This is a genomic window from Pseudomonas sp. RU47 (assembly GCF_004011755.1).
GTDB lineage: Bacteria > Pseudomonadota > Gammaproteobacteria > Pseudomonadales > Pseudomonadaceae > Aquipseudomonas.
In genome coordinates, this window is record NZ_CP022411.1 from 5,957,973 (window position 1) to 5,982,969 (window position 24,997).

The following is a 24,997-nucleotide window of genomic DNA, read 5'->3' on the forward strand; positions in this document are numbered from 1 at the left end:
GCATGAAAAAACCCCTGTCACTTCAACAGTGACAGGGGCTTTTTTTAACTGCAGCAATCAGGACGTATGCGATTGCAGGTAGTTCTCGAGACCGATCAGCTTGATCAGGCCCAACTGCTTTTCCAGCCAGTAGGTGTGATCTTCTTCGGTGTCGTTCAACTGCACGCGCAGGATCTCGCGGCTGACGTAGTCCTTGTGCTGTTCGCACAGCTCGATGCCTTTGCACAGGGCGGCGCGAACTTTGTATTCGAGGCGTAGATCCGCTTCGAGCATCTCCGGCACAGTGCTACCGACATCCAGATCATCCGGACGCATGCGCGGCGTGCCTTCGAGCATCAGAATCCGACGCATCAACGCGTCAGCGTGACCCGCTTCTTCTTCCATCTCGTGGTTGATTCGCTCGTAGAGCTTGGTGAACCCCCAGTCCTCATACATCCGCGAATGAACGAAATATTGATCACGCGCGGCCAGCTCGCCGGTCAGCAACGTGTTGAGGTAATCGATTACGTCTGGGTGGCCTTGCATCGCCCTACATCTCCCTACTTGAAAGTCTGTAGTTTGAACCAACCTGACTGGAAGGTCACCCGTTACGCGCAATAAAAGCGAAGATATTCTTGGAAAAGCAGCCTAAATAACGCAAAAACCGCCCAAATGAGGGCGGTTCTGCTTCTCGTTTAGACTTCGTTAAGCTGTACGTTGAGCAGCTTCGCGATTGCATCTCCATACGCCGGGTCGGCTTTGTAGAAATGCTGCAACTGGCGGTCGACTACATCAGTCGAAACTCCGCTCATCGCACCAGCGATGTTGCTGACCAGCAACGCTTTCTGATCGTCGCTCATCAGGCGAAACAGCACACCGGCATGGCTGTAATAATCGGTGTCTTCGCGATGATCGTAACGATCAGCCGCACCACTCAGAGCCAGCGCCGGCTCGGCGTAATGTGGAGCTTGTTTCGGCGATTCGATGTAGCTGTTCGGTTCGTAGTTAGGCGCTGCACCACCATTGCTGCCGAACGCCATCGAGCCATCACGCTGGTAAGTGTTCACCGGGCTACGTGGCGCGTTCACCGGCAACTGCTGGTGATTGGTGCCCACACGGTAGCGGTGTGCATCGGCATAGGCGAATACGCGTCCTTGCAGCATGCGGTCTGGCGAGAGACCAACGCCTGGGACCATGTTGCTTGGGCCGAACGCGGCTTGCTCAACTTCAGCGAAATAGTTCTGCGGGTTGCGGTTCAGTTCCAGTTCGCCCACTTCGATCAGCGGGAACTCCTTCTGCGACCAGGTCTTGGTCACGTCGAAAGGGTTCTCGTAATGCGCTGCGGCCTGGGCCTCAGTCATGATCTGGATGCATACGCGCCATTTCGGGAAGTCACCGCGCTCAATGGCTTCAAACAAGTCACGTTGAGCGTAATCCGGATCAGTGCCGGCCAGACGTGCTGCATCTGCGGGTGCGAGATTCTTGATGCCCTGTCTGGTTTTGTAGTGCCACTTCACCCAATGGCGCTCGCCTTGAGCGTTGATCAGGCTGTAAGTGTGGCTGCCGAAGCCATGCATGTGCCGGTAGCCGTCAGGAATGCCACGATCGGAGAACAGAATGGTCACCTGGTGCAGTGCTTCAGGCGAATGCGACCAGAAGTCCCACATCATCTGCGCGCTTTTCAGGTTGCTTTGCGGCAGGCGCTTCTGGGTGTGGATGAAGTCAGGGAATTTCAGTGGGTCACGGATGAAGAACACTGGCGTGTTGTTGCCAACGATGTCCCAGTTGCCTTCCTCGGTGTAGAACTTCAGCGCGAAACCGCGCGGGTCACGCTCGGTGTCGGCCGATCCACGCTCGCCACCCACGGTAGAGAAGCGCAGGAAAGTAGGGGTTTGCTTGCCGACGGACTCAAACAGCTTGGCGCTGGTGTATTCGCTGATGTCACGGGTCACGGTGAACGTGCCATAAGCACCCGAGCCTTTCGCATGTACGCGGCGTTCAGGGATATTTTCACGGTTGAAGTGGGCAAGCTTCTCGAGCAAATGAAAATCGTCGAGCAGCAGCGGGCCACGCGGGCCGGCGGAGCGAGAATTCTGATTATCAGCGACAGGTGCGCCACTGGCGGTCGTAAGCGTTTTGATCTGGCTCATGCGGTCTTCTTCCTCTGTCAGTCTTGAAACTGCCGGCTAATCGGCTTGCTGGGAAGTATTGATCATCCATGTGACAGCTACAAATTCATTAACTTGTAGACATCGATAGATAATTACTAATTATGTTTCCCGGGACATAGTGACAACAGAGACATGTCAAAAGCTTGTATGAACAGCGCATTTTCTTGCGCGCACAAAGAACCGGGCACTAGGCCCGGTTCTTTGTTTCAGACTGACGTCTTACTCGGCAGATACAGCTTCGCCAGCAGTAGCACGATCAACCAACTCGACGTACGCCATAGGCGCGTTGTCGCCAGCGCGGAAACCGCACTTGAGGATGCGCAGGTAGCCACCCTCACGGGTAGCGTAACGCTTGCCCAGGTCGTTGAAGAGCTTACCAACGATAGCTTTCGAACGAGTACGGTCGAAAGCCAGACGGCGGTTAGCCAGGCTATCTGTCTTGGCCAGAGTGATCAGCGGCTCAGCAACGCGACGCAGTTCTTTGGCTTTTGGCAGAGTAGTTTTGATCAGCTCGTGCTCGAACAGCGACACCGCCATGTTTTGGAACATGGCCTTGCGGTGCGAGCTGGTGCGGCTCAGGTGACGACCACTTTTACGATGACGCATGGTTCATTCCTTACCAAACACTACGTTCGGTGATTACGACGATCAGGCAGTCGCCTTGTCGTCCTTCTTAAGACTTGCAGGCGGCCAGTTGTCGAGGCGCATGCCGAGGGACAGACCGCGGGAGGCCAGAACGTCCTTGATTTCAGTCAAGGATTTCTTGCCCAGGTTCGGAGTCTTCAACAGCTCTACTTCGGTACGCTGAATCAGGTCGCCGATGTAGTAGATGTTTTCCGCCTTAAGGCAGTTAGCCGAACGTACAGTCAGTTCCAGATCGTCAACCGGGCGAAGCAGGATCGGATCGATCTCGTCTTCCTGCTCGACAACCACTGGCTCACTGTCACCTTTGAGGTCGACGAACGCAGCCAACTGCTGTTGCAGGATGGTTGCAGCGCGGCGGATAGCCTCTTCAGGATCCAGAGTACCGTTGGTTTCCAGATCAATAACCAGCTTGTCCAGGTTGGTACGCTGCTCGACACGGGCGTTTTCCACCACGTATGCGATACGGCGAACCGGGCTGAACGAAGAGTCAAGCTGCAAGCGACCGATGCTGCGGCTTTCGTCTTCATCGCTCTGACGCGAGTCGGCTGGTTCATAACCACGACCACGAGCTACGGTGAGCTTCATGTTCAGGGCGCCGTTAGACGCCAGGTTAGCGATTACGTGATCGGGATTAACGATCTCGACATCATGATCCAGCTGAATATCGGCAGCGGTAACCACCCCCGAACCCTTCTTCGACAAGGTCAGCGTAACTTCGTCACGACCGTGCAGCTTGATGGCCAGACCTTTAAGGTTCAACAGGATTTCAATTACGTCTTCCTGTACACCTTCGATGGCGCTGTACTCGTGGAGCACACCGTCAATCTCGGCCTCGACTACTGCGCAGCCGGGCATTGAGGACAACAGGATGCGTCGCAGCGCGTTGCCCAGGGTGTGGCCAAAACCACGCTCGAGAGGCTCGAGAGTGATCTTGGCGCGGGTTGGACTGACAACCTGCACATCAATGTGGCGGGGTGTCAGGAACTCATTTACCGAAATCTGCATGGATGCACCTATTTTCTAGCCCTTACTTGGAGTAGAGCTCGACAATCAGGCTTTCGTTGATGTCGGCGGACAGATCACTGCGAGCAGGAACGTTCTTGAAAACGCCCGACTTCTTCTCAGTGTCTACTTCTACCCATTCTACGCGGCCACGTTGGGCACACAGATCGAGAGCTTGGACAATGCGAAGTTGGTTTTTTGCTTTCTCGCGAACTGCAACCACGTCACCAGCACGAACCTGATACGACGGAACGTTTACGGTCTGACCGTTAACGCTGATCGACTTGTGCGATACCAGCTGACGGGATTCGGCACGAGTCGAACCAAAGCCCATACGGTATACAACGTTGTCCAGACGGCATTCGAGCAGTTGCAGCAGGTTTTCACCGGTTGCACCTTTCTTGCCAGCAGCTTCTTTGTAGTAGCCGCTGAACTGACGCTCGAGAACGCCGTAGATACGACGGACCTTCTGCTTTTCACGCAGTTGGGTGCCGTAATCGGACTGGCGACCGCGGCGTTGGCCGTGGATACCAGGTGCTGCTTCAATGTTGCACTTCGATTCGATCGCGCGCACGCCGCTCTTCAGGAAGAGATCGGTGCCTTCGCGACGAGCGAGTTTGCATTTTGGACCAATGTAACGAGCCATTCTTTACAATCTCCTGGATTACACGCGGCGCTTCTTCGGCGGACGGCACCCGTTGTGCGGGATTGGCGTCACGTCGGTGATGCTGGCGATCTTGTAGCCACAGCCGTTCAAAGCGCGGACTGCGGATTCACGACCTGGACCTGGACCCTTGACGTTAACGTCGAGGTTTTTCAGGCCGTATTCCAGCGCAGCTTGACCAGCACGTTCAGCAGCTACTTGAGCAGCAAACGGGGTGGACTTGCGGGAACCGCGGAAACCCGAACCACCGGAGGTAGCCCAGGAAAGAGCGTTACCTTGACGGTCGGTAATGGTCACGATTGTGTTGTTAAAAGATGCATGGATGTGGGCGATGCCATCAACCACTGTCTTTTTAACTTTTTTACGAGGACGAGCAGCAGGTTTTGCCATGATTAAATTCCTGTCGATTCGCTGGGGCGATTACTTGCGGATCGGCTTACGCGGACCTTTACGGGTACGCGCGTTGGTCTTGGTACGCTGACCGCGTACTGGAAGACCGCGACGATGACGCAGACCGCGATAGCAACCGAGGTCCATCAAGCGCTTGATTTTCATGTTGATTTCGCGACGCAGATCACCTTCAGTGGTGAACTTCGCCACTTCGCCACGCAGCTGTTCAATTTGCTCGTCGCTCAGATCTTTGATCTTTGCTGCTGGGTTTACCCCAGTCACTGCACAGATCTTCTGTGCAGTAGTGCGACCAACACCATAGATGTAGGTCAGCGAGATAACAGTATGCTTGTTATCTGGAATGTTAACGCCTGCAATACGGGCCATTCAGTGGGACTCCAATTGACAGCTACCTACGCCCCGGAAGCCAAGAAATAGGGCGCGAGATAATATCGCTGTAATAACAAATAATCAACCCGGTAGCGCACTAGCTACCGGGCTTGAAGCACAATCACACTCAGCCTTGGCGCTGTTTGTGACGCGGTTCCGCGCTGCAAATTACTCGAACAACACCTTCGCGGCGAATAATCTTGCAGTTACGGCACAGCTTTTTCACCGATGCACGAACTTTCATCACCAACTCCTCGAACCTTATGGGTACTCAGCGCAACATGCCGCTGCCGTAACCCTTCAGGTTGGCTTTCTTCATCAGGGATTCGTACTGGTGCGAAACGAGGTGCGATTGTACTTGGGACATGAAGTCCATCACAACCACGACCACGATCAGCAACGAGGTCCCGCCAAGGTAGAACGGAACGTTTGCTGCAACCACCAGGAACTGGGGCAACAGGCACACGGCCGTCATGTAAAGAGCACCGAACATGGTCAAGCGGGTCAGAACGCCATCAATATAGCGTGCAGACTGCTCACCTGGACGGATGCCCGGAATAAAGGCACCGGACTTCTTCAGGTTTTCCGCTACGTCTTTCGGATTGAACATCAACGCCGTATAGAAGAAGCAGAAGAAAATAATCCCTGCACTAAACAGCAGAATATTCAACGGCTGACCAGGAGCGATCGACTGCGAGATGTCCTGCAACCAGCCCATACCTTCAGACTGACCGAACCAGGCACCCAACGAAGCCGGGAACAGCAAAATGCTGCTCGCGAAAATAGCCGGAATAACACCGGCCATGTTCACCTTAAGCGGCAAGTGGCTTGTCTGCGCAGCAAAAACCTTGCGGCCCTGCTGACGCTTGGCGTAGTGAACAGCGATACGACGCTGACCACGCTCAATGAACACCACGAAACCGATAATCGCTACTGCCAGCAAACCGATGGCAACCAAGGCGAAGATGTTGATATCACCCTGACGCGCAGACTCGAAAGACTGCCCGATTGCTCTCGGAAGACCGGCGACGATACCCGAAAAAATCAACATCGAGATACCGTTGCCTACACCACGCTCAGTAATCTGCTCACCCAGCCACATCATGAACATCGCACCAGCCACAAACGTGGATACTGCGACGAAATGGAAGCCAAAGTCACCAGTGAACGCAACGCCCTGCCCCGCCAGACCAATGGACATGCCAATAGCCTGAACGAGAGCGAGGACGACGGTGCCGTAGCGGGTGTACTGGCTGATCTTGCGACGGCCAGCTTCACCTTCCTTCTTCAACTGCTCCAGCTGCGGGCTGACGGCGGTCATCAGTTGCATGATGATCGATGCCGAAATGTACGGCATGATCCCCAGTGCAAAGATGCTCATCCGTTCCAGCGCGCCGCCGGAGAACATGTTGAACAAGCTAAGAATGGTCCCCTCATTCTGTCGAAACAGGTCTGCGAGTCGGTCCGGGTTGATACCTGGAACCGGGATGTGTGCGCCTATTCGGTAGACGATAATCGCCAGGAACAGAAAACGCAGACGAGCCCAGAGTTCAGACATACCGCCTTTGCCGAGCGCAGAGAGAGCACCTTGCTTAGCCATTTATTCCTCGAACTTGCCGCCAGCTGCTTCGATAGCCGCACGCGCACCTTTGGTGGCGCCGATTCCCTTGCCGATAGTGACAGCGCGAGTCACTTCACCGGACAGCATGATTTTCACACGCTGTACGTTGACGTTGATCACGTTGGCATCTTTCAGGGACTGCACAGTGACGATGTCGCCTTCCACTTTAGCCAGCTCGGACAGACGCACTTCTGCGCGATCCATGGCCTTCAGGGAAACGAAACCGAACTTCGGCAGGCGACGATGCAGCGGCTGTTGACCGCCTTCAAAGCCTGGAGCAATGGTGCCACCGGAGCGGGAGGTCTGACCTTTGTGACCACGGCCACCAGTCTTACCCAAACCGCTACCGATACCACGGCCCGGACGATGCTTTTCGCGACGGGAACCCGGCGCTGGACTCAGATCATTGAGTTTCATCGATTAACCCTCGACACGCAGCATGTAGTAAGCCTTGTTGATCATCCCGCGATTCTCGGGAGTATCCTGGACTTCTACAGTGTGACCGATGCGACGCAGACCCAGACCCTTAACGCACAATTTGTGGTTAGGGATGCGGCCGGTCATGCTTTTGATCAGCGTTACTTTAACGGTAGCCATGATCAGAAGATCTCCTTGACGCTTTTGCCACGCTTGGCGGCAATGGATTCAGGAGACTGCATAGCTTTCAAACCTTTGAAAGTGGCGTGAACCACGTTTACCGGGTTAGTCGAGCCGTAGCACTTGGCCAGAACGTTCTGAACGCCAGCAACTTCGAGGACAGCACGCATAGCGCCGCCAGCGATGATACCGGTACCCTCAGAAGCAGGCTGCATGTACACCTTCGAAGCGCCGTGAGCGGACTTCATTGCGTACTGCAGAGTGGTGCCGTTCAGATCAACTTGGATCATGTTGCGGCGAGCAGCTTCCATTGCCTTCTGGATCGCAGCAGGCACTTCACGCGACTTGCCACGGCCGAAGCCAACACGCCCTTTACCATCACCAACCACGGTCAACGCGGTGAAAGTGAAGATACGGCCGCCTTTAACGGTTTTGGCTACGCGGTTAACTTGAACCAGCTTCTCAATGTAGCCTTCGTCGCGCTTTTGGTCGTTATTTGACATAACTTAGAACTCCAGCCCAGCTTCACGAGCAGCATCAGCCAGCGCTTTCACGCGACCGTGGTACTTGAAGCCAGAGCGGTCGAAAGCCACTTGCGAGACGCCAGCGGCCTTAGCACGCGTAGCGACCAGCTGGCCAACCTTTGTGGCCGCGTCGATGTTGCCAGTGGCACCATCACGCAGTTCTTTATCCAATGTCGAGGCGCTTGCCAGGACCTTGTTGCCGTCGGCCGAGATGACCTGGGCGTAGATGTGCTGCGACGAGCGGAACACGCAGAGACGCACGACTTCGAGTTCGTGCATTTTCAGGCGTGCTTTGCGAGCGCGACGCAGTCGAGTAACTTTTTTGTCGGTCATTTGCTATGCCCTACTTCTTCTTGGCTTCTTTACGACGGACGACTTCGTCCGCGTAGCGCACACCTTTGCCTTTGTACGGCTCTGGTGGACGGAAGTCGCGGATCTCAGCGGCCACTTGACCTACCAGCTGCTTGTCGATGCCCTTGATCAGGATATCGGTCTGGCTAGGAGTCTCAGCGGTGATGCCTTCCGGCAGTTCGTAATCCACTGGGTGCGAGAAGCCAAGGGCCAGGTTCAGAACCGTGCCTTTTGCTTGCGCTTTGTAACCAACACCGACCAGCTGGAGCTTGCGCTCGAAGCCTTGGCTTACGCCCTGGACCATGTTGTTTACCAACGCACGCGTGGTACCGGCCATTGCGCGAGTTTGTTGATCGCCATTGCGAGCAGCGAAACGCAGCTCACCAGCTTCTTCAACGATCTCAACGGACGAATGGATGTTCAGTTCAAGAGTACCCTTGGCACCCTTCACCGAAAGCTGTTGGCCTGCGAATTTTACTTCGACACCGGCTGGCAGCTTAACGGGGTTCTTAGCGACGCGAGACATGCTTATCCCCCCTTAGAACACAGTGCAAAGAACTTCGCCGCCGACACCGGCAGCGCGCGCAGCACGATCCGTCATCACACCTTTGTTGGTGGAGACGATAGACACGCCAAGACCGCCACGAACTTTCGGCAGATCTTCAACGGACTTGTACTGACGCAGGCCTGGACGACTAACGCGCTTCACTTCTTCGATAACCGGACGGCCTTCGAAGTACTTCAGCTCGATGGACAACGACGGCTTAGCGTCGGTGGTGATCTGAAAATCCGCGATGTAACCTTCGTCCTTCAGGACTTTTGCTACAGCCACCTTCAACGTGGAAGACGGCATGCTTACGACAGACTTTTCAGCCATCTGGGCATTACGGATTCGAGTTAGCATGTCCGCTAACGGGTCCTGCATACTCATGGGCTAGACGCTCCTAATACAGAAAAATTAGCCTTGCGGCTACTACTTGTCGCCGAGAACTTCCGGGCATGAAAAACACGGGCTCAGGCGAGCCGGTCATTCTAGACACACCCCAGAAATGAATCAAGCCCCAAAAGGGGCTTGATTCAGATTCAAGGCCACCGATGGTCAGGTTCTTGCGAACCCGAACATCGAGACTTTGACAGCAATTACCAGCTGGCTTTAACCAGACCTGGTACGTCACCACGCATTGCAGCTTCACGCAGCTTGTTACGGCCAAGGCCGAACTTGCGGTAAACGCCGTGCGGACGACCAGTCAGGCGGCAACGGTTACGCATGCGCGAAGCGCTCGCGTCACGTGGTTGCTTCTGCAGAGCTACGGTAGCTTCCCAACGCGCTTCTGGACTTGCGTTCAGATCGACGATGATAGCTTTCAGCGCTGCACGCTTGGTGGCGTACTTGGCAACAGTGAGCTGACGCTTCAGCTCACGGTTTTTCATGCTCTTCTTGGCCATTTTCCTACTCCAATCAGTTGCGGAACGGGAATTTGAAAGCACGCAGCAGAGCGCGGCCTTCATCATCGTTCTTGGCAGTGGTGGTCAGGGTAATGTCCAGACCGCGGAGAGCATCGATCTTGTCGTAGTCGATTTCCGGGAAAATGATCTGCTCTTTCACGCCCATGCTGTAGTTGCCACGACCATCGAAGGACTTGGCATTCAGGCCGCGGAAGTCGCGAACCCGAGGCAGGGAGATCGACAGCAGACGATCCAGGAACTCATACATACGCTCACGGCGCAGAGTCACCTTGACGCCGATCGGCCATCCTTCACGGACTTTAAAGCCAGCGATGGATTTACGAGCGTAGGTCACAACGACTTTTTGGCCGGTGATCTTTTCCAGGTCAGCAACAGCATGCTCGATGACTTTTTTGTCACCAACAGCTTCGCCCAGACCCATGTTCAGGGTGATTTTTGTAACGCGTGGAACTTCCATCACGTTCGAAAGCTTAAGTTCTTCCTTAAGCTTCGGTGCGATTTCCTTCCAGTAAATCTCTTTTAGTCGTGCCATGGTCTTCTACCTAGCAGTGTTCAAGCATCAACCGCTTTTTGGGTCGACTTGAAGACACGAATTTTCTTGCCGTCTTCTACTTTGAAACCAACGCGGTCAGCCTTGTTGGTTTCGCCGTTGAAAATGGCGACGTTAGAAGCGTCCAGTGGAGCTTCTTTTTCGACGATACCGCCTTGCACGCCCGACATCGGGTTAGGCTTGGTATGACGCTTGACCAGGTTCAGACCGCTGATAACCAGACGGTTATTAGCAAGAACCTTGAGCACCTTACCGCGCTTACCTTTGTCTTTGCCGGCGATCACGATGATCTCGTCGTCACGACGAATCTTTTGCATGTCGGATCTCCTTAAAGCACTTCTGGGGCGAGCGAGACGATCTTCATGAACTTCTCAGTACGAAGTTCACGGGTCACTGGCCCAAAGATACGGGTGCCGATCGGCTCTTGCTTGTTGTTCAGAAGAACAGCAGCGTTGCCATCAAAGCGGATAATGGAGCCATCAGCACGACGTACGCCGTGACGAGTGCGGACTACAACAGCAGTCATCACTTGGCCTTTTTTCACTTTACCGCGAGGAATTGCTTCCTTCACGGTAACTTTGATGATGTCACCGATACCAGCGTAACGACGATGGGAGCCACCCAGCACCTTGATGCACATAACACGGCGAGCGCCGCTGTTATCGGCCACATCGAGCATGGATTGAGTCTGAATCATATAATTTCTCCGACCCCTAGTCCTTAGACTTCCACAGCGCGTTCGAGAACATCAACCAGCGCCCAAGACTTGGTCTTGGCCATAGGACGAGTTTCACGAATAGTGACTTTGTCGCCGATGTGGCACTGGTTGGTTTCGTCGTGCGCGTGCAGCTTAGTCGAACGCTTAACGTATTTACCGTAGATCGGGTGCTTTACGCGACGCTCGATCAGTACGGTGATGGTTTTGTCCATCTTGTCGCTGACAACACGGCCAGTCAGCGTACGGACAGTTTTTTCGGCTTCAGCCATGATCACTTACCTGCCTGCTGGTTGAGCACAGTCTTCACGCGAGCGATGTCACGTTTAACTTGCGAGAGCAGATGAGACTGCCCCAACTGGCCAGTTGCTTTCTGCATACGCAGATTGAACTGGTCGCGCAGCAAGCCGAGCAGTTGCTCGTTCAGCTGCTGTGCGGATTTTTCACGAAGTTCATTCGCTTTCATCACATCACCGTCCGTTTAACAAAGGCGGTGGCGAGCGGCAGCTTTGCAGCAGCCAGGGCAAAAGCCTCACGCGCCAGCTCTTCAGAAACACCCTCGATTTCATACAGGACTTTGCCTGGCTGAATCTGGGCAACCCAGTACTCCACACTACCCTTACCTTTACCCATACGAACTTCGAGGGGCTTTTTGGAAATAGGCTTGTCCGGGAATACACGGATCCAGATCTTGCCGCCACGTTTAACGTGACGGGTCAGAGCACGACGCGCTGACTCGATCTGACGAGCGGTGAGACGACCACGAGCTACAGACTTCAGCGCGAACTCGCCGAAGCTGACTTTGCTACCGCGCTGAGCCAGACCACGGTTGTGGCCTGTCATCTGCTTGCGGAACTTCGTACGCTTAGGTTGCAACATTTGGCGTACCCCTTACTTAGCAGCTTTTTTACGAGGCGCTGGTGCTTGTGGTTTCAGCTCTTCTTGGCGACCACCAATTACTTCGCCTTTGAAGATCCAAACCTTTACACCGATCACACCGTAAGTGGTGTGAGCTTCGTAGTTGGCATAGTCGATGTCGGCACGCAGGGTGTGCAATGGCACACGACCTTCGCGATACCATTCAGTACGTGCGATTTCAGCACCGCCGAGACGACCGCTCACTTGGATTTTGATGCCCTTGGCACCAATGCGCATGGCGTTCTGAACTGCGCGCTTCATAGCGCGACGGAACATTACACGACGCTCCAGCTGCTGAGCTACGCTCTGCGCAACCAGCATACCGTCGAGCTCCGGCTTGCGGATCTCTTCGATATTGATGTGCACAGGCACACCCATTTGCTTGGTCAGGTCCTGACGCAGTTTCTCAACATCTTCACCTTTCTTCCCGATAACGATACCTGGACGAGCGGTGTGGATGGTGATACGTGCAGTTTGGGCCGGACGATGGATATCGATACGGCTTACGGACGCGCTTTTTAGTTTGTCTTGGAGATACTCACGCACTTTCAGATCTGCGAACAAGTAGTCCGCATAAGTCCGACCGTCTGCGTACCAGACGGAGGTGTGCTCCTTGACGATTCCCAGGCGAATGCCAATGGGATGTACTTTCTGACCCATCTCTTCGACTCCGTTACTTGTCAGCAACCTTGACAGTGATATGGCAAGACCGCTTGACGATGCGATCAGCACGGCCTTTGGCACGTGGCATGATGCGCTTCAGCGAACGCCCTTCGTTGACGAAAACGGTGCTGACCTTCAGGTCATCAACATCTGCGCCTTCGTTATGCTCGGCGTTGGCTACGGCCGACTCCAGCACTTTCTTCATGATCTCGGCGGCTTTCTTACTGCTGAAAGCCAACAAGTTGAGCGCTTCGCCCACCTTCTTCCCGCGGATCTGGTCGGCGACCAAGCGGGCTTTCTGGGCGGAGATTCGAGCGCCCGACAACTTAGCGGCTACTTCCATTTCCTAACCCCTTAACGCTTGGCTTTCTTGTCAGCCACGTGCCCGCGATAGTTGCGGGTACCGGCGAACTCGCCCAGTTTGTGGCCGACCATGTCTTCGTTAACGAGAACTGGGACGTGCTGACGACCGTTGTGTACTGCGATGGTCAGACCGACCATTTGTGGCAGGATCATCGAACGACGCGACCAAGTCTTAATTGGTTTGCGATCGTTCTTTTCCGCCGCCACTTCGATCTTCTTCAGTAGGTGAAGATCAATAAAAGGACCTTTTTTCAGAGAACGTGGCACTGTCGTATCCCTCTATTTACTTGCGACGACGGACGATCATTTTGTCGGTACGCTTATTACCACGAGTCTTCGCGCCCTTAGTCGGGAAGCCCCATGGCGATACCGGATGACGACCACCAGAGGTACGACCTTCACCACCACCATGCGGGTGGTCAACCGGGTTCATGGCAACACCACGAACGGTTGGGCGAACGCCACGCCAGCGCTTGGCACCAGCTTTACCCAGCGAACGCAGGCTGTGCTCGGAGTTCGAGACTTCGCCCAGGGTCGCACGGCATTCAGCCAGGACTTTACGCATTTCACCGGAACGCAGACGCAGGGTCACGTAGACACCTTCACGAGCGATCAGCTGAGCCGAAGCACCAGCGGAACGAGCGATCTGTGCACCTTTACCTGGCTTCAGTTCGATGCCGTGTACGGTAGAACCGACTGGAATGTTGCGCAGTTGCAGAGCGTTGCCTGGCTTGATTGGAGCCAGAGCGCCTGCGATCAGCTGGTCGCCAGCACTCACGCCTTTAGGGGCGATGATGTAGCGGCGCTCGCCGTCTGCGTAGCAGAGCAGTGCGATGTGAGCAGTACGGTTTGGATCGTATTCAATACGCTCGACAGTGGCGACGATGCCATCTTTGTCGTTGCGACGGAAATCGACCATACGATAATGCTGCTTATGACCACCACCGATGTGACGAGTGGTAATACGGCCATTGTTGTTACGACCACCAGTCTTCGATTTTTTCTCGAGCAGCGGTGCGTGAGGAGCGCCTTTATGCAGCTCCTGGTTGACCACCTTGACCACAAAACGGCGGCCAGGGGAAGTCGGTTTGCATTTAACGATTGCCATGATGCACCCCTTCCTTACTCAGCACTGCTGCTGAAATCGAGATCTTGGCCTGGCTGAAGGGAGATAACTGCCTTCTTCCAGTCATTACGCTTGCCCAGACCGCGAGCAGTGCGCTTGCTCTTACCCAGAACATTCAGGGTAGTGACGCGCTCTACTTTCACGCTGAACAGGCTTTCGACGGCCTTCTTGATTTCCAGCTTGGTTGCGTCAGTAGCAACCTTGAAAACGAACTGGCCTTTCTTGTCTGCCAGAACCGTAGCCTTCTCGGAAACGTGCGGGCCAAGCAGAACTTTAAATACGCGTTCCTGGTTCATCCCAGCAGCTCCTCGAATTTCTTCACGGCCGACACGGTGATCAACACCTTGTCGTATGCGATCAGACTAACTGGATCGGAACCTTGAACGTCACGTACATCTACGTGCGGCAGGTTACGAGCAGCCAGGTACAGGTTCTGATCAACAGCGTCCGACACGATGAGAACATCGGTCAGGCTCATGTTGTTCAGTTTGCCCAGCAGATCTTTGGTTTTCGGAGTTTCAACAGCGAAATCCTGAACCACGACCAGACGATCAGTACGCACCAGCTCAGCAAGGATGGAACGCATTGCTGCGCGGTACATCTTCTTGTTCAGCTTCTGGGAGTGATCCTGAGGACGAGCTGCGAAAGTGGTACCGCCGCCACGCCAGATTGGGCTACGGATAGTACCGGCACGAGCACGGCCAGTACCTTTCTGACGCCATGGGCGCTTACCGCCACCACGAACGTCGGAACGGGTCTTCTGCTGCTTGGTACCTTGACGGCCGCCAGCCATGTAGGCCACGACTGCTTGGTGAACCAGCGTCTCGTTGAATTCGCCGCCAAATGTCAGTTCGGAAACTTCGATCGCTTGAGCGTCATTTACATTTAATTGCATGTCAGCTTCCCCTTAACCGCGAGCCTTGGCTGCTGGACGTACAACCAGGTTGCCGCCAGTAGCGCCAGGAACAGCACCCTTGACCAACAACAGATTGCGTTCAGCGTCCACGCGCACTACTTCCAGGGACTGCACGGTCACGCGCTCAGCGCCCATATGACCGGACATTTTTTTGCCCTTGAATACACGACCAGGAGTCTGGCACTGGCCGATAGAGCCTGGGACGCGGTGGGATACGGAGTTACCGTGGGTGTTATCTTGCCCGCGGAAATTCCAACGCTTGATCGTACCCTGGAAGCCTTTACCCTTGGACTGACCGGTTACATCAACCAGTTGACCAGCGGCGAAGATTTCAGCGTTGATCAGATCGCCAGCCTGGTACTCGCCTTCTTCAAGACGGAATTCCATGGTGGTGCGACCAGCGGCAACGTTCGCTTTAGCGAAGTGGCCAGCCTGAGCTGCTGTTACACGCGAAGCACGACGCTCGCCGACAGTGACTTGCACTGCACGATAGCCATCGGTCTCTTCAGTTTTGAACTGGGTGACGCGATTCGGCTCGATCTCAATGACCGTGACCGGAATGGAGACACCTTCTTCGGTGAAAATACGGGTCATACCGCATTTACGACCGACTACACCAATAGTCATGTTGTAAACCTCATGAGTGTACGGGGCTTTCACCCGCTATGGCCGCCCATTTCAGAGCGTTACACGACTAAGACCGAGTCTTAGCCGAGGCTGATCTGCACTTCCACACCGGCCGCAAGATCAAGCTTCATAAGAGCATCAACGGTTTTATCCGTTGGCTGGACGATGTCCAGAACGCGCTTATGAGTGCGGATTTCGTACTGGTCGCGCGCGTCTTTGTTGACGTGCGGAGAAACCAGAACGGTGAACCGCTCTTTACGGGTAGGCAGTGGAATTGGACCACGCACTTGAGCACCAGTACGTTTCGCGGTTTCCACGATTTCCTGGGTTGATTGGTCGATCAGGCGATGGTCGAAAGCCTTCAACCTGATACGGATTTGCTGATTTTGCATTGGATTTCAGACTCCGGCTGCTATTCCCACCGAGCGCAATACGCCCGTTAAAAGGAGGCGCAATTCTATAGACGCCCCAGATAGGTGTCAACCCAATAAAAAAGCCCCCGCTGAGCGGGGGCTTTTTCAATCCATCAAGCGAACTCTATAAAAGAGATTACTCGATGATTTTGGCTACGACGCCAGCGCCGACGGTACGACCGCCTTCACGGATAGCGAAACGCAGACCGTCTTCCATCGCGATGGTTTTGATCAGGGTAACAGTCATCTGAATGTTGTCACCTGGCATTACCATTTCAACGCCTTCTGGCAGCTCGCAGTTACCAGTCACGTCAGTAGTACGGAAGTAGAACTGTGGACGGTAGCCTTTGAAGAACGGAGTGTGACGACCGCCTTCTTCCTTGCTCAGAACGTAAACTTCTGCGGTGAACTTGGTGTGCGGCTTAACCGAACCCGGCTTAACCAGAACCTGACCACGTTCAACGTCGTCACGCTTGGTACCACGCAGCAGAACGCCGCAGTTCTCGCCAGCACGACCTTCGTCGAGCAGCTTGCGGAACATTTCAACACCGGTGCAAGTAGTAACGGTGGTGTCACGCAGACCAACGATTTCCAGCGGATCTTGAACGCGAACGATACCGCGCTCGATACGACCAGTCACAACAGTACCGCGACCCGAGATCGAGAATACGTCTTCGATTGGCATCAGGAACGGCTTGTCGATCATACGAACTGGTTCTGGGATGTAGGCATCCAGAGTCTCTACCAGCTTCTTGACAGCGGTAGTGCCCATTTCGTTGTCGTCTTTGCCTTCCAGCGCCATACGAGCCGAACCGATGATGATTGGAGTGTCATCGCCCGGGAAGTCGTACGTGGACAGCAGGTCGCGAACTTCCATCTCAACCAGTTCCAGCAGCTCAGCGTCGTCTACCAGGTCAGCCTTGTTCAGGAAAACCACGATGTACGGAACGCCTACCTGACGGGACAGCAGGATGTGCTCACGGGTTTGTGGCATCGGACCATCAGCGGCCGAGCAAACCAGAATAGCGCCGTCCATTTGAGCAGCACCGGTGATCATGTTCTTCACATAGTCAGCGTGACCTGGGCAGTCAACGTGAGCGTAGTGACGGATCTTCGAGTTGTACTCAACGTGTGCGGTGTTGATGGTGATACCGCGAGCTTTTTCTTCTGGTGCGCTGTCGATCTTGTCGAAGTCAACGATTGCGGAACCGAAAACTTCGGAGCAAACGCGAGTCAGAGCAGCAGTCAGAGTGGTTTTACCGTGGTCAACGTGACCAATGGTGCCAACGTTGACGTGCGGTAGGGAACGATCAAATTTTTCTTTAGCCACGACAATTAACTCCTAGCCTAAAGGGGCTGAATCAGCCTTGTTTTTTGGTTACGGATTCGACGATGTGCGACGGAGCCGTATCGTATTTTTTGAATTCCATAGAGTAGCTTGCGCGACCCTGGGACATGGAACGAACGTCGGTCGCATAACCGAACATCTCACCCAGTGGAACCTCGGCACGGATAACCTTGCCGGACACTGTGTCTTCCATACCCTGGATCATGCCGCGACGACGGTTAAGGTCGCCCATCACATCACCCATATAGTCTTCAGGCGTAACAACCTCTACAGCCATGATCGGCTCAAGCAACTCACCACCGCCCTTCTGGGCCAGTTGCTTGGTCGCCATGGAGGCAGCCACTTTAAACGCCATCTCGTTGGAGTCGACGTCGTGGTAAGAACCATCGAACACGGTAGCCTTCAGGCCGATCAGCGGATAGCCGGCAACAACGCCGTTCTTCATCTGCTCTTCGATACCCTTCTGGATAGCCGGGATGTATTCCTTAGGAACCACACCACCTACAACTTCGTTCACGAATTGCAGACCTTCCTGACCTTCGTCAGCAGGAGCAAAACGGATCCAGCAGTGGCCGAACTGACCACGACCGCCGGACTGACGAACGAACTTGCCTTCGATTTCACAGTTCTTCGTGATGCGCTCACGATACGAAACCTGAGGCTTGCCGATGTTGGCTTCGACGTTGAACTCACGGCGCATCCGGTCAACCAGGATGTCCAGGTGCAGCTCGCCCATGCCGGAGATGATCGTTTGACCAGTCTCTTCATCAGTTTTAACGCGGAAAGACGGGTCTTCCTGAGCAAGTTTGCCCAGAGCGATACCCATTTTTTCCTGGTCATCCTTGGTCTTAGGCTCTACGGCAACCGAAATAACCGGCTCCGGGAAGTCCATGCGAACCAGGATGATTGGCTTGTCAGCGTTGCAGAGGGTTTCACCAGTGGTGACGTCCTTCATGCCGATCAGGGCCGCGATGTCACCAGCGCGTACTTCCTTGATCTCTTCACGGGCGTTTGCGTGCATTTGCACCATACGACCCACGCGCTCTTTTTTACCTTTAACCGAGTTGATCACGCCGTCGCCGGAGTTCAACACGCCCGAGTAAACACGGACGAAGGTCAAGGTACCCACGAATGGGTCGGTAGCGATCTTGAACGCCAGAGCCGAGAACGGCTCCGCATCGTCTGCATGACGCTCCAGCTCGATTTCCTCGTTATCAGGGTCAGTACCCTTGATCGCAGGAATGTCGGTCGGTGCAGGCAGGAAGTCGATAACGGCGTCGAGAACCAGGGGAACACCCTTATTCTTGAACGAAGAACCGCAAACAGCCAGAACGATTTCGCCGGCGATAGTACGCTGACGCAAAGCAGCTTTGATCTCTTCGATCGACAGCTCTTCGCCTTCCAGGTACTTGTTCATCAGCTCTTCGTTGGCTTCAGCAGCAGCTTCAACCATGTTGTTGCGCCACTCTTCAGCCAGCTCTTGGAGCTCAGCAGGAATGTCCTTGCGAACAGGGACCATACCTTTGTCAGAGTCGTTCCAGTAGACAGCTTGCATGTTGATCAGATCGATCTGACCCTGGAAGTTGTCTTCGGAACCGATAGCCAACTGGATCGGCACCGGAGTGTGACCCAGACGCTGCTTGATCTGACCGATCACGCGCAGGAAGTTGGCACCAGCACGGTCCATCTTGTTTACGTAAACAAGACGTGGAACACCGTATTTGTTGGCTTGACGCCATACGGTTTCCGACTGAGGCTCAACACCCGAAGTACCGCAGAACACAACGACAGCGCCGTCGAGTACGCGCAGGGAACGCTCAACTTCAATAGTGAAGTCAACGTGGCCCGGGGTATCGATTACGTTGAAGCGGTGCTCATCCTTGTACTGCTTCTCGGAACCTTTCCAGAAAGCGGTGATGGCAGCAGAAGTAATGGTAATACCACGCTCCTGCTCCTGCACCATCCAGTCTGTGGTCGCGGCGCCATCATGCACCTCGCCCATTTTGTGACTTTTGCCGGTGTAAAAAAGGACGCGCTCGGTGGTGGTGGTTTTACCAGCATCCACGTGAGCGACGATACCGATGTTACGGTAGCGGCTAATCGGAGTAGTACGAGCCATAAAGCCCTCGCAAAATTAGTGAAGCTAAAATTAGAAGCGGTAGTGCGAGAAAGCTTTGTTGGCTTCAGCCATACGGTGCACGTCTTCACGCTTCTTAACAGCAGCACCTTTACCTTCAGCAGCATCCAGCAGTTCGCCAGCCAAACGCAGAGCCATAGACTTCTCACCACGCTTACGGGCGAAGTCTACCAACCAGCGCATTGCCAGAGCGTTACGACGGGAAGGACGAACCTCGACCGGAACCTGGTAAGTAGCACCACCAACGCGGCGCGACTTCACTTCGACCAGCGGAGCGATGGCGTCGAGTGCTTTTTCGAAGAGTTCCAGGGGATCGGTGCCAGCCTTACGGGTCGCAACGGTTTCCAGGGCACCATAAACGATACGCTCGGCAACGGCTTTCTTGCCGCTTTCCATAACGTGGTTCATGAATTTGGCGAGGATCTGGCTTCCGTATTTCGGATCGTCCAGAATCTCACGCTTTGCTGCTACGCGACGTCTTGGCATGATAAGCCCTCAAGCGGTCTTCAGGTTAGCTCGGGACAGATCCAATGGATGCGTGCCCGACCTTACTCTTATCGACTCAATAAAATGAAAATCTGCAAAACGGCCGATTACTTCGGACGCTTGGTACCGTACTTCGAACGACCCTGGTTACGGCCTTTAACGCCGGAAGTATCCAAGGAGCCGCGAACGGTGTGGTAACGAACACCTGGCAAGTCTTTTACACGACCGCCGCGGATCAGTACCACGCTGTGCTCTTGCAGGTTGTGACCTTCACCACCGATGTACGAGGAAACCTCGAAACCGTTGGTCAGGCGCACACGGCATACTTTACGCAGTGCCGAGTTAGGTTTTTTCGGCGTAGTGGTGTACACACGGGTGCACACGCCACGACGTTGCGGGCAGTTCTGCAGCGCAGGTACGTCGGATTTCTCGACGATACGCTTACGCGGCTGACGTACCAGCTGGTTGATAGTTGCCATCTACTAGCTCCACTGTTGTCTTGCGACGCTATTGTCTTGCAAGAAAAGCAAAATGGCAGGAACGAATTCCCGCCAAATTTAGGGGATCAAGAGTCTAAAGAGGATCTTGTCCCCAGTCAAGGCAAGGCCCCGACCTCCCCGCCCGTCGAACCTTGACAATATGTCTCGATTCGACGAACGGAGCGATCAGGGCCTCAGCTCATTTACCGCAGAACTCAGTTACCGCTCGAGTTCAGCGCTTCGGTCAGTGCAGCTTCCACTTCACTGGCGCTTACGCGCAACGGTTTGTCAGCATCACGACGACGCTTGCGCTCGCTGTGATAAGCCAGACCGGTACCAGCCGGGATCAGACGACCCACGACCACGTTTTCTTTCAGGCCGCGCAGGTAATCGCGCTTGCCGGTGACTGCCGCTTCGGTCAGTACACGGGTGGTTTCCTGGAAGGAAGCCGCCGAGATGAACGATTCGGTGGACAACGACGCCTTGGTGATACCCAGCAGAACGCGAGTGTACTTGGAGACGAACTTGTCTTCGCCACCCAGACGCTCGTTTTCTACCAGTACGTGAGTCAGTTCCATCTGGTCGCCCTTGATGAAACTCGAATCGCCGGATTCAGCGATTTCAACTTTACGCAGCATCTGACGCAGGATGGTCTCGATGTGCTTGTCGTTGATCTTCACGCCTTGCAGACGGTAAACGTCCTGGATCTCGTTAACGATGTACTTGGCCAGCGCGCTCACACCCAGCAGACGCAGGATGTCGTGCGGATCGCTTGGGCCGTCGGAGATAACTTCGCCGCGGTTTACCTGTTCGCCTTCGAACACGTTCAGGTGACGCCACTTCGGAATCAGCTCTTCGTACGGATCGGAACCATCGTTCGGGGTAATAACCAGACGGCGCTTGCCTTTGGTCTCTTTACCGAACGCGATGGTGCCGCTGACTTCAGCCAGAATCGACGCTTCTTTCGGACGACGGGCTTCGAACAAGTCGGCAACACGCGGCAGACCACCGGTGATGTCGCGGGTCTTCGAAGTTTCTTGCGGGATACGCGCGATAACATCACCGATCGCGATCTTCGCACCGTCCGCCACACCGACCAGGGCGTTGGCTGGCAGGAAGTACTGAGCGATAACGTCAGTGCCTGGCAGCAACAGATCCTTGCCGTTGTCGTCGACCATCTTCACTGCTGGACGGATTTCTTTGCCCGCAGCTGGACGATCTTTCGCGTCGAGTACTTCAATGTTGGTCATACCGGTCAATTCGTCAGTCTGACGCTTGATCGTGATGCCTTCTTCCATGCCCACGTAGGTCACGGTACCTTTCATTTCGGTAACGATCGGGTGAGTGTGCGGATCCCACTTGGCCACGATTGCGCCAGCGTCGACCTTGTCACCTTCTTTAACCGAAATCACAGCACCGTACGGCAGCTTGTAACGCTCGCGCTCACGACCGAAGTCATCAGCGATGGCCAGCTCACCGGAACGGGACACAGCAACCAGGTGACCATCCACTCGCTCAACGTGTTTCAGGTTGTGCAGACGGACGGTACCGCCATTCTTCACCTGAACGCTGTCGGCTGCGGAAGTACGGCTTGCCGCACCACCGATGTGGAACGTACGCATCGTCAACTGGGTACCCGGCTCACCGATGGACTGGGCAGCGATAACGCCGACCGCTTCACCGATGTTCACCTGGTGACCACGAGCCAAGTCACGGCCGTAGCACTTGGCGCAAATGCCATAGCGGGTTTCGCAGCTGATCGGCGAACGCACGATCACTTCGTCGATGCTGTTCAGCTCGATGAACTCAACCCACTTCTCGTCAACCAGAGTACCGGCCGGAACGATAACGTCCTCAGTGCCTGGCTTGAATACGTCACGGGCAATAACACGACCCAATACGCGCTCACCCAACGGCTCTACAACGTCACCGCCTTCAATGTGCGGAGTCATCAGCAGACCGTGTTCGGTGCCGCAATCGATCTCGGTTACAACCAGATCCTGCGCCACGTCTACCAGACGACGAGTCAGGTAACCGGAGTTCGCAGTTTTCAACGCGGTATCCGCCAGACCTTTACGAGCACCGTGAGTGGAGATGAAGTACTGAAGTACGCTCAAACCTTCACGGAAGTTCGCAGTAATCGGCGTTTCGATGATGGAACCGTCCGGCTTGGCCATCAGACCACGCATACCGGCCAGCTGACGAATCTGTGCTGCGGAACCCCGCGCACCCGAGTCAGCCATCATGTACATCGAGTTGAAAGACTCTTGATCGACTTCAACGCCATGACGGTCGATAACCTTCTCTTTCGAGAGGTTGGCCATCATTGCCTTGGAAACTTCGTCGTTCGCTTTCGACCAAAGGTCGATCACTTTGTTGTACTTCTCGCCCTGGGTTACCAGGCCGGAGGCGTACTGGCTCTCGATCTCTTTCACTTCGTCGGTGGCAGCACCGATGATGCGGGCTTTCTCGTCAGGGATAACGAAGTCGTTAACACCGATGGAAACGCCGGAGATGGTCGAGTAAGCGAAACCGGTGTACATCAACTGGTCAGCGAAGATCACGGTCTCTTTCAAACCAACCACGCGGTAGCACTGGTTGATCAGCTTGGAGATCGCCTTTTTCTTCATCGGCAGGTTGACGACGTCGTACGACAGACCTTTTGGCACAACCTGGAACAGCAGCGCACGGCCGACAGTGGTGTCGACGATACGGGTACCGCTCACGCTGTTGCCGTCACGGTCGTTGACGGTTTCGTTGATACGTACTTTAACCTTGGCGTGCAGTGCGGCTTCGCCGGCACGGAACACACGGTCAACTTCCTGCAGATCCGCGAACACACGACCTTCGCCTTTGGCGTTGATCGCTTCACGAGTCATGTAGTACAGACCCAATACAACGTCCTGCGACGGAACGATGATTGGCTCACCGTTGGCTGGCGACAGAATGTTGTTGGTCGACATCATCAACGCACGCGCTTCCAGCTGGGCTTCCAGTGTCAGCGGTACGTGCACGGCCATTTGGTCGCCGTCGAAGTCGGCGTTGTACGCGGCGCAGACCAGAGGGTGCAGCTGGATAGCCTTACCTTCGATCAGTACCGGTTCAAACGCCTGGATACCCAGACGGTGAAGGGTCGGTGCACGGTTGAGAAGAACCGGGTGTTCGCGAATCACTTCAGCGAGAACGTCCCAAACCTCTGGCAGTTCGCGCTCGACCATTTTCTTGGCCGCTTTGATGGTGGTCGCGAGACCACGCATTTCCAGCTTGCCGAAAATGAACGGTTTGAACAGCTCGAGAGCCATCTTCTTCGGCAGACCGCACTGATGCAGACGCAGGGTCGGGCCTACGGTAATTACCGAACGACCGGAGTAGTCAACACGCTTACCGAGCAAGTTCTGACGGAAACGACCTTGCTTACCCTTGATCATATCAGCCAGGGATTTCAGAGGACGCTTGTTCGAACCGGTGATAGCGCGGCCACGACGACCGTTGTCGAGCAGAGCATCGACAGCTTCCTGCAACATACGCTTTTCGTTGCGCACGATGATGTCCGGAGCGGACAGATCCAGCAGGCGCTTCAAACGGTTGTTACGGTTGATCACTCGACGATACAGATCGTTGAGGTCGGAAGTCGCGAAACGACCACCATCCAGCGGGACCAGTGGACGCAGATCTGGCGGCAGAACCGGCAGAACGGTCAGCACCATCCACTCTGGCAGGTTGCCGGAACCCTGGAAGGCTTCCATCAACTTCAGACGCTTGGACAGCTTCTTGATCTTGGTTTCCGAGTTGGTTTGCGGAATTTCTTCACGCAGACGGCCAATCTCGTGTTCCAGGTCGATAGCGTGCAGCAGTTCACGGACAGCTTCAGCACCCATACGGGCGTCGAAATCGTCACCGAACTCTTCCAGCGCTTCAAAGTACTGCTCGTCGTTCAGCAGCTGACCTTTTTCAAGGGTGGTCATGCCTGGATCGATAACGACATAGCTCTCGAAGTAGAGAACGCGTTCGATATCACGCAGGGTCATGTCCATCAGCAAGCCGATACGGGACGGCAGCGATTTCAGGAACCAGATGTGGGCAACCGGCGAAGCCAGTTCGATGTGCGCCATGCGCTCACGACGAACCTTGGCCAGTGCAACTTCAACGCCGCACTTCTCGCAGATCACACCACGGTGCTTCAAGCGCTTGTACTTACCGCACAGGCACTCGTAATCCTTTACCGGGCCAAAGATCTTGGCGCAGAACAGACCGTCACGCTCAGGTTTGAACGTACGGTAGTTGATGGTTTCCGGCTTTTTAACTTCACCGAACGACCATGAGCGGATCATCTCAGGCGAGGCCAATCCGATACGGATGGCGTCGAACTCTTCGACTTGACCCTGGTTTTTCAGCAAATTCAGTAGGTCTTTCAAGGCCTTTCCTCCTGGCGGAGCAGAGAGCGGGCAATCCTGC

The 24,997-nt window shown here is 54.8% G+C and carries 35 protein-coding genes; all 35 read right to left on the reverse strand.

Features of this window, described 5'->3' with window-relative positions; genetic code table 11:
* Window positions 1–57: 57 nt before the first annotated feature.
* Complete coding sequence (gene bfr, locus CCX46_RS27225) at window positions 58–525, reverse strand: bacterioferritin (RefSeq protein WP_053124309.1); 468 nt, start codon at window positions 523–525, stop codon at window positions 58–60.
* A gap of 149 nt (window positions 526–674) precedes the next feature.
* Entirely contained in the window at window positions 675–2,129 is a 1,455-nt protein-coding gene (locus CCX46_RS27230; protein WP_127929970.1) for a catalase, read from the reverse strand.
* A 240-nt stretch (window positions 2,130–2,369) separates the two neighbouring features.
* Entirely contained in the window at window positions 2,370–2,756 is a 387-nt protein-coding gene (gene rplQ / locus CCX46_RS27235) for a 50S ribosomal protein L17 (RefSeq protein ID WP_003176402.1), read from the reverse strand.
* 42 nt (window positions 2,757–2,798) lie between these two features.
* Window positions 2,799–3,800 carry a DNA-directed RNA polymerase subunit alpha gene (locus CCX46_RS27240; protein ID WP_003186012.1) on the reverse strand — a complete coding sequence of 334 codons (1,002 nt, stop codon included), beginning with the start codon at window positions 3,798–3,800 and terminating at the stop codon, window positions 2,799–2,801.
* A 22-nt stretch (window positions 3,801–3,822) separates the two neighbouring features.
* Complete coding sequence (gene rpsD, locus CCX46_RS27245; RefSeq protein WP_003176404.1) at window positions 3,823–4,443, reverse strand: 30S ribosomal protein S4; 621 nt, start codon at window positions 4,441–4,443, stop codon at window positions 3,823–3,825.
* A gap of 18 nt (window positions 4,444–4,461) precedes the next feature.
* Window positions 4,462–4,851 (reverse strand): 30S ribosomal protein S11, encoded by a 390-nt coding sequence (gene rpsK / locus CCX46_RS27250; protein ID WP_002555466.1) that lies wholly within the window; start codon window positions 4,849–4,851, stop codon window positions 4,462–4,464.
* A 30-nt stretch (window positions 4,852–4,881) separates the two neighbouring features.
* On the reverse strand, window positions 4,882–5,238 hold the full coding sequence (rpsM, locus tag CCX46_RS27255; protein WP_003186020.1) for a 30S ribosomal protein S13: 357 nt from the start codon (window positions 5,236–5,238) through the stop codon (window positions 4,882–4,884).
* Window positions 5,239–5,368: 130 nt separating this feature from the next.
* Entirely contained in the window at window positions 5,369–5,485 is a 117-nt protein-coding gene (gene rpmJ, locus CCX46_RS27260; protein WP_002555468.1) for a 50S ribosomal protein L36, read from the reverse strand.
* Window positions 5,486–5,512: 27 nt separating this feature from the next.
* Window positions 5,513–6,841, reverse strand: a complete 1,329-nt coding sequence (gene secY / locus CCX46_RS27265) for a preprotein translocase subunit SecY (RefSeq protein WP_003228718.1) — start codon at window positions 6,839–6,841, stop codon at window positions 5,513–5,515.
* Window positions 6,842–7,279 (reverse strand): 50S ribosomal protein L15, encoded by a 438-nt coding sequence (rplO, locus tag CCX46_RS27270; protein ID WP_003228720.1) that lies wholly within the window; start codon window positions 7,277–7,279, stop codon window positions 6,842–6,844.
* Window positions 7,280–7,282: 3 nt separating this feature from the next.
* Window positions 7,283–7,459, reverse strand: a complete 177-nt coding sequence (gene rpmD, locus CCX46_RS27275; protein ID WP_003176408.1) for a 50S ribosomal protein L30 — start codon at window positions 7,457–7,459, stop codon at window positions 7,283–7,285.
* 2 nt (window positions 7,460–7,461) lie between these two features.
* On the reverse strand, window positions 7,462–7,962 hold the full coding sequence (rpsE, locus tag CCX46_RS27280) for a 30S ribosomal protein S5 (protein ID WP_003186035.1): 501 nt from the start codon (window positions 7,960–7,962) through the stop codon (window positions 7,462–7,464).
* A gap of 3 nt (window positions 7,963–7,965) precedes the next feature.
* On the reverse strand, window positions 7,966–8,316 hold the full coding sequence (rplR, locus tag CCX46_RS27285) for a 50S ribosomal protein L18 (protein WP_003186037.1): 351 nt from the start codon (window positions 8,314–8,316) through the stop codon (window positions 7,966–7,968).
* 10 nt (window positions 8,317–8,326) lie between these two features.
* The gene (gene rplF / locus CCX46_RS27290; protein WP_003176412.1) at window positions 8,327–8,860 is read right to left on the reverse strand and encodes a 50S ribosomal protein L6; all 534 of its coding nucleotides are present in this window, start codon (window positions 8,858–8,860) and stop codon (window positions 8,327–8,329) included.
* Between the two features lie 12 nt (window positions 8,861–8,872).
* Window positions 8,873–9,265 carry a 30S ribosomal protein S8 gene (rpsH, locus tag CCX46_RS27295; RefSeq protein WP_007918458.1) on the reverse strand — a complete coding sequence of 131 codons (393 nt, stop codon included), beginning with the start codon at window positions 9,263–9,265 and terminating at the stop codon, window positions 8,873–8,875.
* Between the two features lie 209 nt (window positions 9,266–9,474).
* Window positions 9,475–9,780, reverse strand: coding sequence for a 30S ribosomal protein S14 (rpsN, locus tag CCX46_RS27300; RefSeq protein ID WP_003228726.1), 306 nt, complete (start codon window positions 9,778–9,780; stop codon window positions 9,475–9,477).
* Window positions 9,781–9,793: 13 nt separating this feature from the next.
* On the reverse strand, window positions 9,794–10,333 hold the full coding sequence (gene rplE / locus CCX46_RS27305) for a 50S ribosomal protein L5 (RefSeq protein WP_003176415.1): 540 nt from the start codon (window positions 10,331–10,333) through the stop codon (window positions 9,794–9,796).
* 20 nt (window positions 10,334–10,353) lie between these two features.
* The gene (gene rplX, locus CCX46_RS27310) at window positions 10,354–10,668 is read right to left on the reverse strand and encodes a 50S ribosomal protein L24 (RefSeq protein ID WP_008081905.1); all 315 of its coding nucleotides are present in this window, start codon (window positions 10,666–10,668) and stop codon (window positions 10,354–10,356) included.
* 11 nt (window positions 10,669–10,679) lie between these two features.
* The gene (gene rplN, locus CCX46_RS27315; protein ID WP_002555479.1) at window positions 10,680–11,048 is read right to left on the reverse strand and encodes a 50S ribosomal protein L14; all 369 of its coding nucleotides are present in this window, start codon (window positions 11,046–11,048) and stop codon (window positions 10,680–10,682) included.
* A 23-nt stretch (window positions 11,049–11,071) separates the two neighbouring features.
* Window positions 11,072–11,338 (reverse strand): 30S ribosomal protein S17, encoded by a 267-nt coding sequence (rpsQ, locus tag CCX46_RS27320; RefSeq protein WP_003194644.1) that lies wholly within the window; start codon window positions 11,336–11,338, stop codon window positions 11,072–11,074.
* Window positions 11,339–11,340: 2 nt separating this feature from the next.
* Window positions 11,341–11,532, reverse strand: a complete 192-nt coding sequence (gene rpmC / locus CCX46_RS27325; protein ID WP_002555481.1) for a 50S ribosomal protein L29 — start codon at window positions 11,530–11,532, stop codon at window positions 11,341–11,343.
* Complete coding sequence (rplP, locus tag CCX46_RS27330) at window positions 11,532–11,945, reverse strand: 50S ribosomal protein L16 (protein ID WP_007896757.1); 414 nt, start codon at window positions 11,943–11,945, stop codon at window positions 11,532–11,534. The genes rpmC and rplP overlap by 1 nt, the downstream gene beginning before the upstream one ends.
* A gap of 12 nt (window positions 11,946–11,957) precedes the next feature.
* Complete coding sequence (rpsC, locus tag CCX46_RS27335) at window positions 11,958–12,644, reverse strand: 30S ribosomal protein S3 (RefSeq protein WP_003176422.1); 687 nt, start codon at window positions 12,642–12,644, stop codon at window positions 11,958–11,960.
* A 13-nt stretch (window positions 12,645–12,657) separates the two neighbouring features.
* Window positions 12,658–12,990 carry a 50S ribosomal protein L22 gene (rplV, locus tag CCX46_RS27340; protein ID WP_003103908.1) on the reverse strand — a complete coding sequence of 111 codons (333 nt, stop codon included), beginning with the start codon at window positions 12,988–12,990 and terminating at the stop codon, window positions 12,658–12,660.
* 11 nt (window positions 12,991–13,001) lie between these two features.
* Window positions 13,002–13,277, reverse strand: a complete 276-nt coding sequence (gene rpsS, locus CCX46_RS27345) for a 30S ribosomal protein S19 (protein ID WP_011336172.1) — start codon at window positions 13,275–13,277, stop codon at window positions 13,002–13,004.
* A 16-nt stretch (window positions 13,278–13,293) separates the two neighbouring features.
* The gene (gene rplB, locus CCX46_RS27350) at window positions 13,294–14,118 is read right to left on the reverse strand and encodes a 50S ribosomal protein L2 (protein WP_003228734.1); all 825 of its coding nucleotides are present in this window, start codon (window positions 14,116–14,118) and stop codon (window positions 13,294–13,296) included.
* 14 nt (window positions 14,119–14,132) lie between these two features.
* The gene (gene rplW / locus CCX46_RS27355; RefSeq protein ID WP_002555488.1) at window positions 14,133–14,432 is read right to left on the reverse strand and encodes a 50S ribosomal protein L23; all 300 of its coding nucleotides are present in this window, start codon (window positions 14,430–14,432) and stop codon (window positions 14,133–14,135) included.
* A complete protein-coding gene (gene rplD / locus CCX46_RS27360) occupies window positions 14,429–15,031 on the reverse strand; it encodes a 50S ribosomal protein L4 (RefSeq protein WP_007918468.1) in 603 nt (200 codons plus the stop codon). The genes rplW and rplD overlap by 4 nt, the downstream gene beginning before the upstream one ends.
* Window positions 15,032–15,043: 12 nt before the next feature.
* The gene (gene rplC / locus CCX46_RS27365; RefSeq protein WP_003228738.1) at window positions 15,044–15,679 is read right to left on the reverse strand and encodes a 50S ribosomal protein L3; all 636 of its coding nucleotides are present in this window, start codon (window positions 15,677–15,679) and stop codon (window positions 15,044–15,046) included.
* An 80-nt stretch (window positions 15,680–15,759) separates the two neighbouring features.
* The gene (rpsJ, locus tag CCX46_RS27370) at window positions 15,760–16,071 is read right to left on the reverse strand and encodes a 30S ribosomal protein S10 (protein WP_003186070.1); all 312 of its coding nucleotides are present in this window, start codon (window positions 16,069–16,071) and stop codon (window positions 15,760–15,762) included.
* 157 nt (window positions 16,072–16,228) lie between these two features.
* Window positions 16,229–17,422, reverse strand: a complete 1,194-nt coding sequence (tuf, locus tag CCX46_RS27375) for an elongation factor Tu (protein WP_064361246.1) — start codon at window positions 17,420–17,422, stop codon at window positions 16,229–16,231.
* Between the two features lie 31 nt (window positions 17,423–17,453).
* Window positions 17,454–19,559: an elongation factor G gene (gene fusA, locus CCX46_RS27380; RefSeq protein WP_016984188.1), complete on the reverse strand. Its 2,106-nt coding sequence runs from the start codon at window positions 19,557–19,559 to the stop codon at window positions 17,454–17,456.
* 30 nt (window positions 19,560–19,589) lie between these two features.
* On the reverse strand, window positions 19,590–20,063 hold the full coding sequence (rpsG, locus tag CCX46_RS27385; protein ID WP_007916467.1) for a 30S ribosomal protein S7: 474 nt from the start codon (window positions 20,061–20,063) through the stop codon (window positions 19,590–19,592).
* A gap of 107 nt (window positions 20,064–20,170) precedes the next feature.
* Window positions 20,171–20,542, reverse strand: a complete 372-nt coding sequence (gene rpsL, locus CCX46_RS27390) for a 30S ribosomal protein S12 (protein ID WP_003186084.1) — start codon at window positions 20,540–20,542, stop codon at window positions 20,171–20,173.
* Window positions 20,543–20,757: 215 nt separating this feature from the next.
* The gene (rpoC, locus tag CCX46_RS27395; RefSeq protein ID WP_034156498.1) at window positions 20,758–24,957 is read right to left on the reverse strand and encodes a DNA-directed RNA polymerase subunit beta'; all 4,200 of its coding nucleotides are present in this window, start codon (window positions 24,955–24,957) and stop codon (window positions 20,758–20,760) included.
* Between the last annotated feature and the right edge of the window lie 40 nt (window positions 24,958–24,997).

Coding starts and splice junctions, on each gene's coding strand:
- rpmC (WP_002555481.1), bottom strand. CDS start 11,532: ATGAAAGCGAATGAACTTCGTGAAAAATCCGCACAGCAGCTGAACGAG.
- rpsL (WP_003186084.1), bottom strand. CDS start 20,542: ATGGCAACTATCAACCAGCTGGTACGTCAGCCGCGTAAGCGTATCGTC.
- rplF (WP_003176412.1), bottom strand. CDS start 8,860: ATGTCTCGCGTCGCTAAGAACCCCGTTAAGCTGCCAGCCGGTGTCGAA.
- rpsH (WP_007918458.1), bottom strand. CDS start 9,265: ATGAGTATGCAGGACCCGTTAGCGGACATGCTAACTCGAATCCGTAAT.
- rplW (WP_002555488.1), bottom strand. CDS start 14,432: ATGAACCAGGAACGCGTATTTAAAGTTCTGCTTGGCCCGCACGTTTCC.
- rpsC (WP_003176422.1), bottom strand. CDS start 12,644: ATGGGTCAGAAAGTACATCCCATTGGCATTCGCCTGGGAATCGTCAAG.
- rplR (WP_003186037.1), bottom strand. CDS start 8,316: ATGACCGACAAAAAAGTTACTCGACTGCGTCGCGCTCGCAAAGCACGC.
- rpsG (WP_007916467.1), bottom strand. CDS start 20,063: ATGCCAAGACGTCGCGTAGCAGCAAAGCGTGAGATTCTGGACGATCCG.
- rpsE (WP_003186035.1), bottom strand. CDS start 7,962: ATGTCAAATAACGACCAAAAGCGCGACGAAGGCTACATTGAGAAGCTG.
- rpsN (WP_003228726.1), bottom strand. CDS start 9,780: ATGGCCAAGAAGAGCATGAAAAACCGTGAGCTGAAGCGTCAGCTCACT.
- rplO (WP_003228720.1), bottom strand. CDS start 7,279: ATGAAACTCAATGATCTGAGTCCAGCGCCGGGTTCCCGTCGCGAAAAG.
- rpsJ (WP_003186070.1), bottom strand. CDS start 16,071: ATGCAAAATCAGCAAATCCGTATCAGGTTGAAGGCTTTCGACCATCGC.
- rpsM (WP_003186020.1), bottom strand. CDS start 5,238: ATGGCCCGTATTGCAGGCGTTAACATTCCAGATAACAAGCATACTGTT.
- rpmD (WP_003176408.1), bottom strand. CDS start 7,459: ATGGCTACCGTTAAAGTAACGCTGATCAAAAGCATGACCGGCCGCATC.
- CCX46_RS27230 (WP_127929970.1), bottom strand. CDS start 2,129: ATGAGCCAGATCAAAACGCTTACGACCGCCAGTGGCGCACCTGTCGCT.
- rplC (WP_003228738.1), bottom strand. CDS start 15,679: ATGACTATTGGTGTAGTCGGTCGTAAATGCGGTATGACCCGTATTTTC.
- rplN (WP_002555479.1), bottom strand. CDS start 11,048: ATGATTCAGACTCAATCCATGCTCGATGTGGCCGATAACAGCGGCGCT.
- rpsD (WP_003176404.1), bottom strand. CDS start 4,443: ATGGCTCGTTACATTGGTCCAAAATGCAAACTCGCTCGTCGCGAAGGC.
- rplX (WP_008081905.1), bottom strand. CDS start 10,668: ATGCAAAAGATTCGTCGTGACGACGAGATCATCGTGATCGCCGGCAAA.
- rpsQ (WP_003194644.1), bottom strand. CDS start 11,338: ATGGCTGAAGCCGAAAAAACTGTCCGTACGCTGACTGGCCGTGTTGTC.
- rplD (WP_007918468.1), bottom strand. CDS start 15,031: ATGCAATTAAATGTAAATGACGCTCAAGCGATCGAAGTTTCCGAACTG.
- bfr (WP_053124309.1), bottom strand. CDS start 525: ATGCAAGGCCACCCAGACGTAATCGATTACCTCAACACGTTGCTGACC.
- rpmJ (WP_002555468.1), bottom strand. CDS start 5,485: ATGAAAGTTCGTGCATCGGTGAAAAAGCTGTGCCGTAACTGCAAGATT.
- CCX46_RS27240 (WP_003186012.1), bottom strand. CDS start 3,800: ATGCAGATTTCGGTAAATGAGTTCCTGACACCCCGCCACATTGATGTG.
- rplV (WP_003103908.1), bottom strand. CDS start 12,990: ATGGAAGTAGCCGCTAAGTTGTCGGGCGCTCGAATCTCCGCCCAGAAA.
- rplE (WP_003176415.1), bottom strand. CDS start 10,333: ATGGCACGACTAAAAGAGATTTACTGGAAGGAAATCGCACCGAAGCTT.
- rplQ (WP_003176402.1), bottom strand. CDS start 2,756: ATGCGTCATCGTAAAAGTGGTCGTCACCTGAGCCGCACCAGCTCGCAC.
- rplB (WP_003228734.1), bottom strand. CDS start 14,118: ATGGCAATCGTTAAATGCAAACCGACTTCCCCTGGCCGCCGTTTTGTG.
- secY (WP_003228718.1), bottom strand. CDS start 6,841: ATGGCTAAGCAAGGTGCTCTCTCTGCGCTCGGCAAAGGCGGTATGTCT.
- fusA (WP_016984188.1), bottom strand. CDS start 19,559: ATGGCTCGTACTACTCCGATTAGCCGCTACCGTAACATCGGTATCGTC.
- rpsK (WP_002555466.1), bottom strand. CDS start 4,851: ATGGCAAAACCTGCTGCTCGTCCTCGTAAAAAAGTTAAAAAGACAGTG.
- rplP (WP_007896757.1), bottom strand. CDS start 11,945: ATGTTGCAACCTAAGCGTACGAAGTTCCGCAAGCAGATGACAGGCCAC.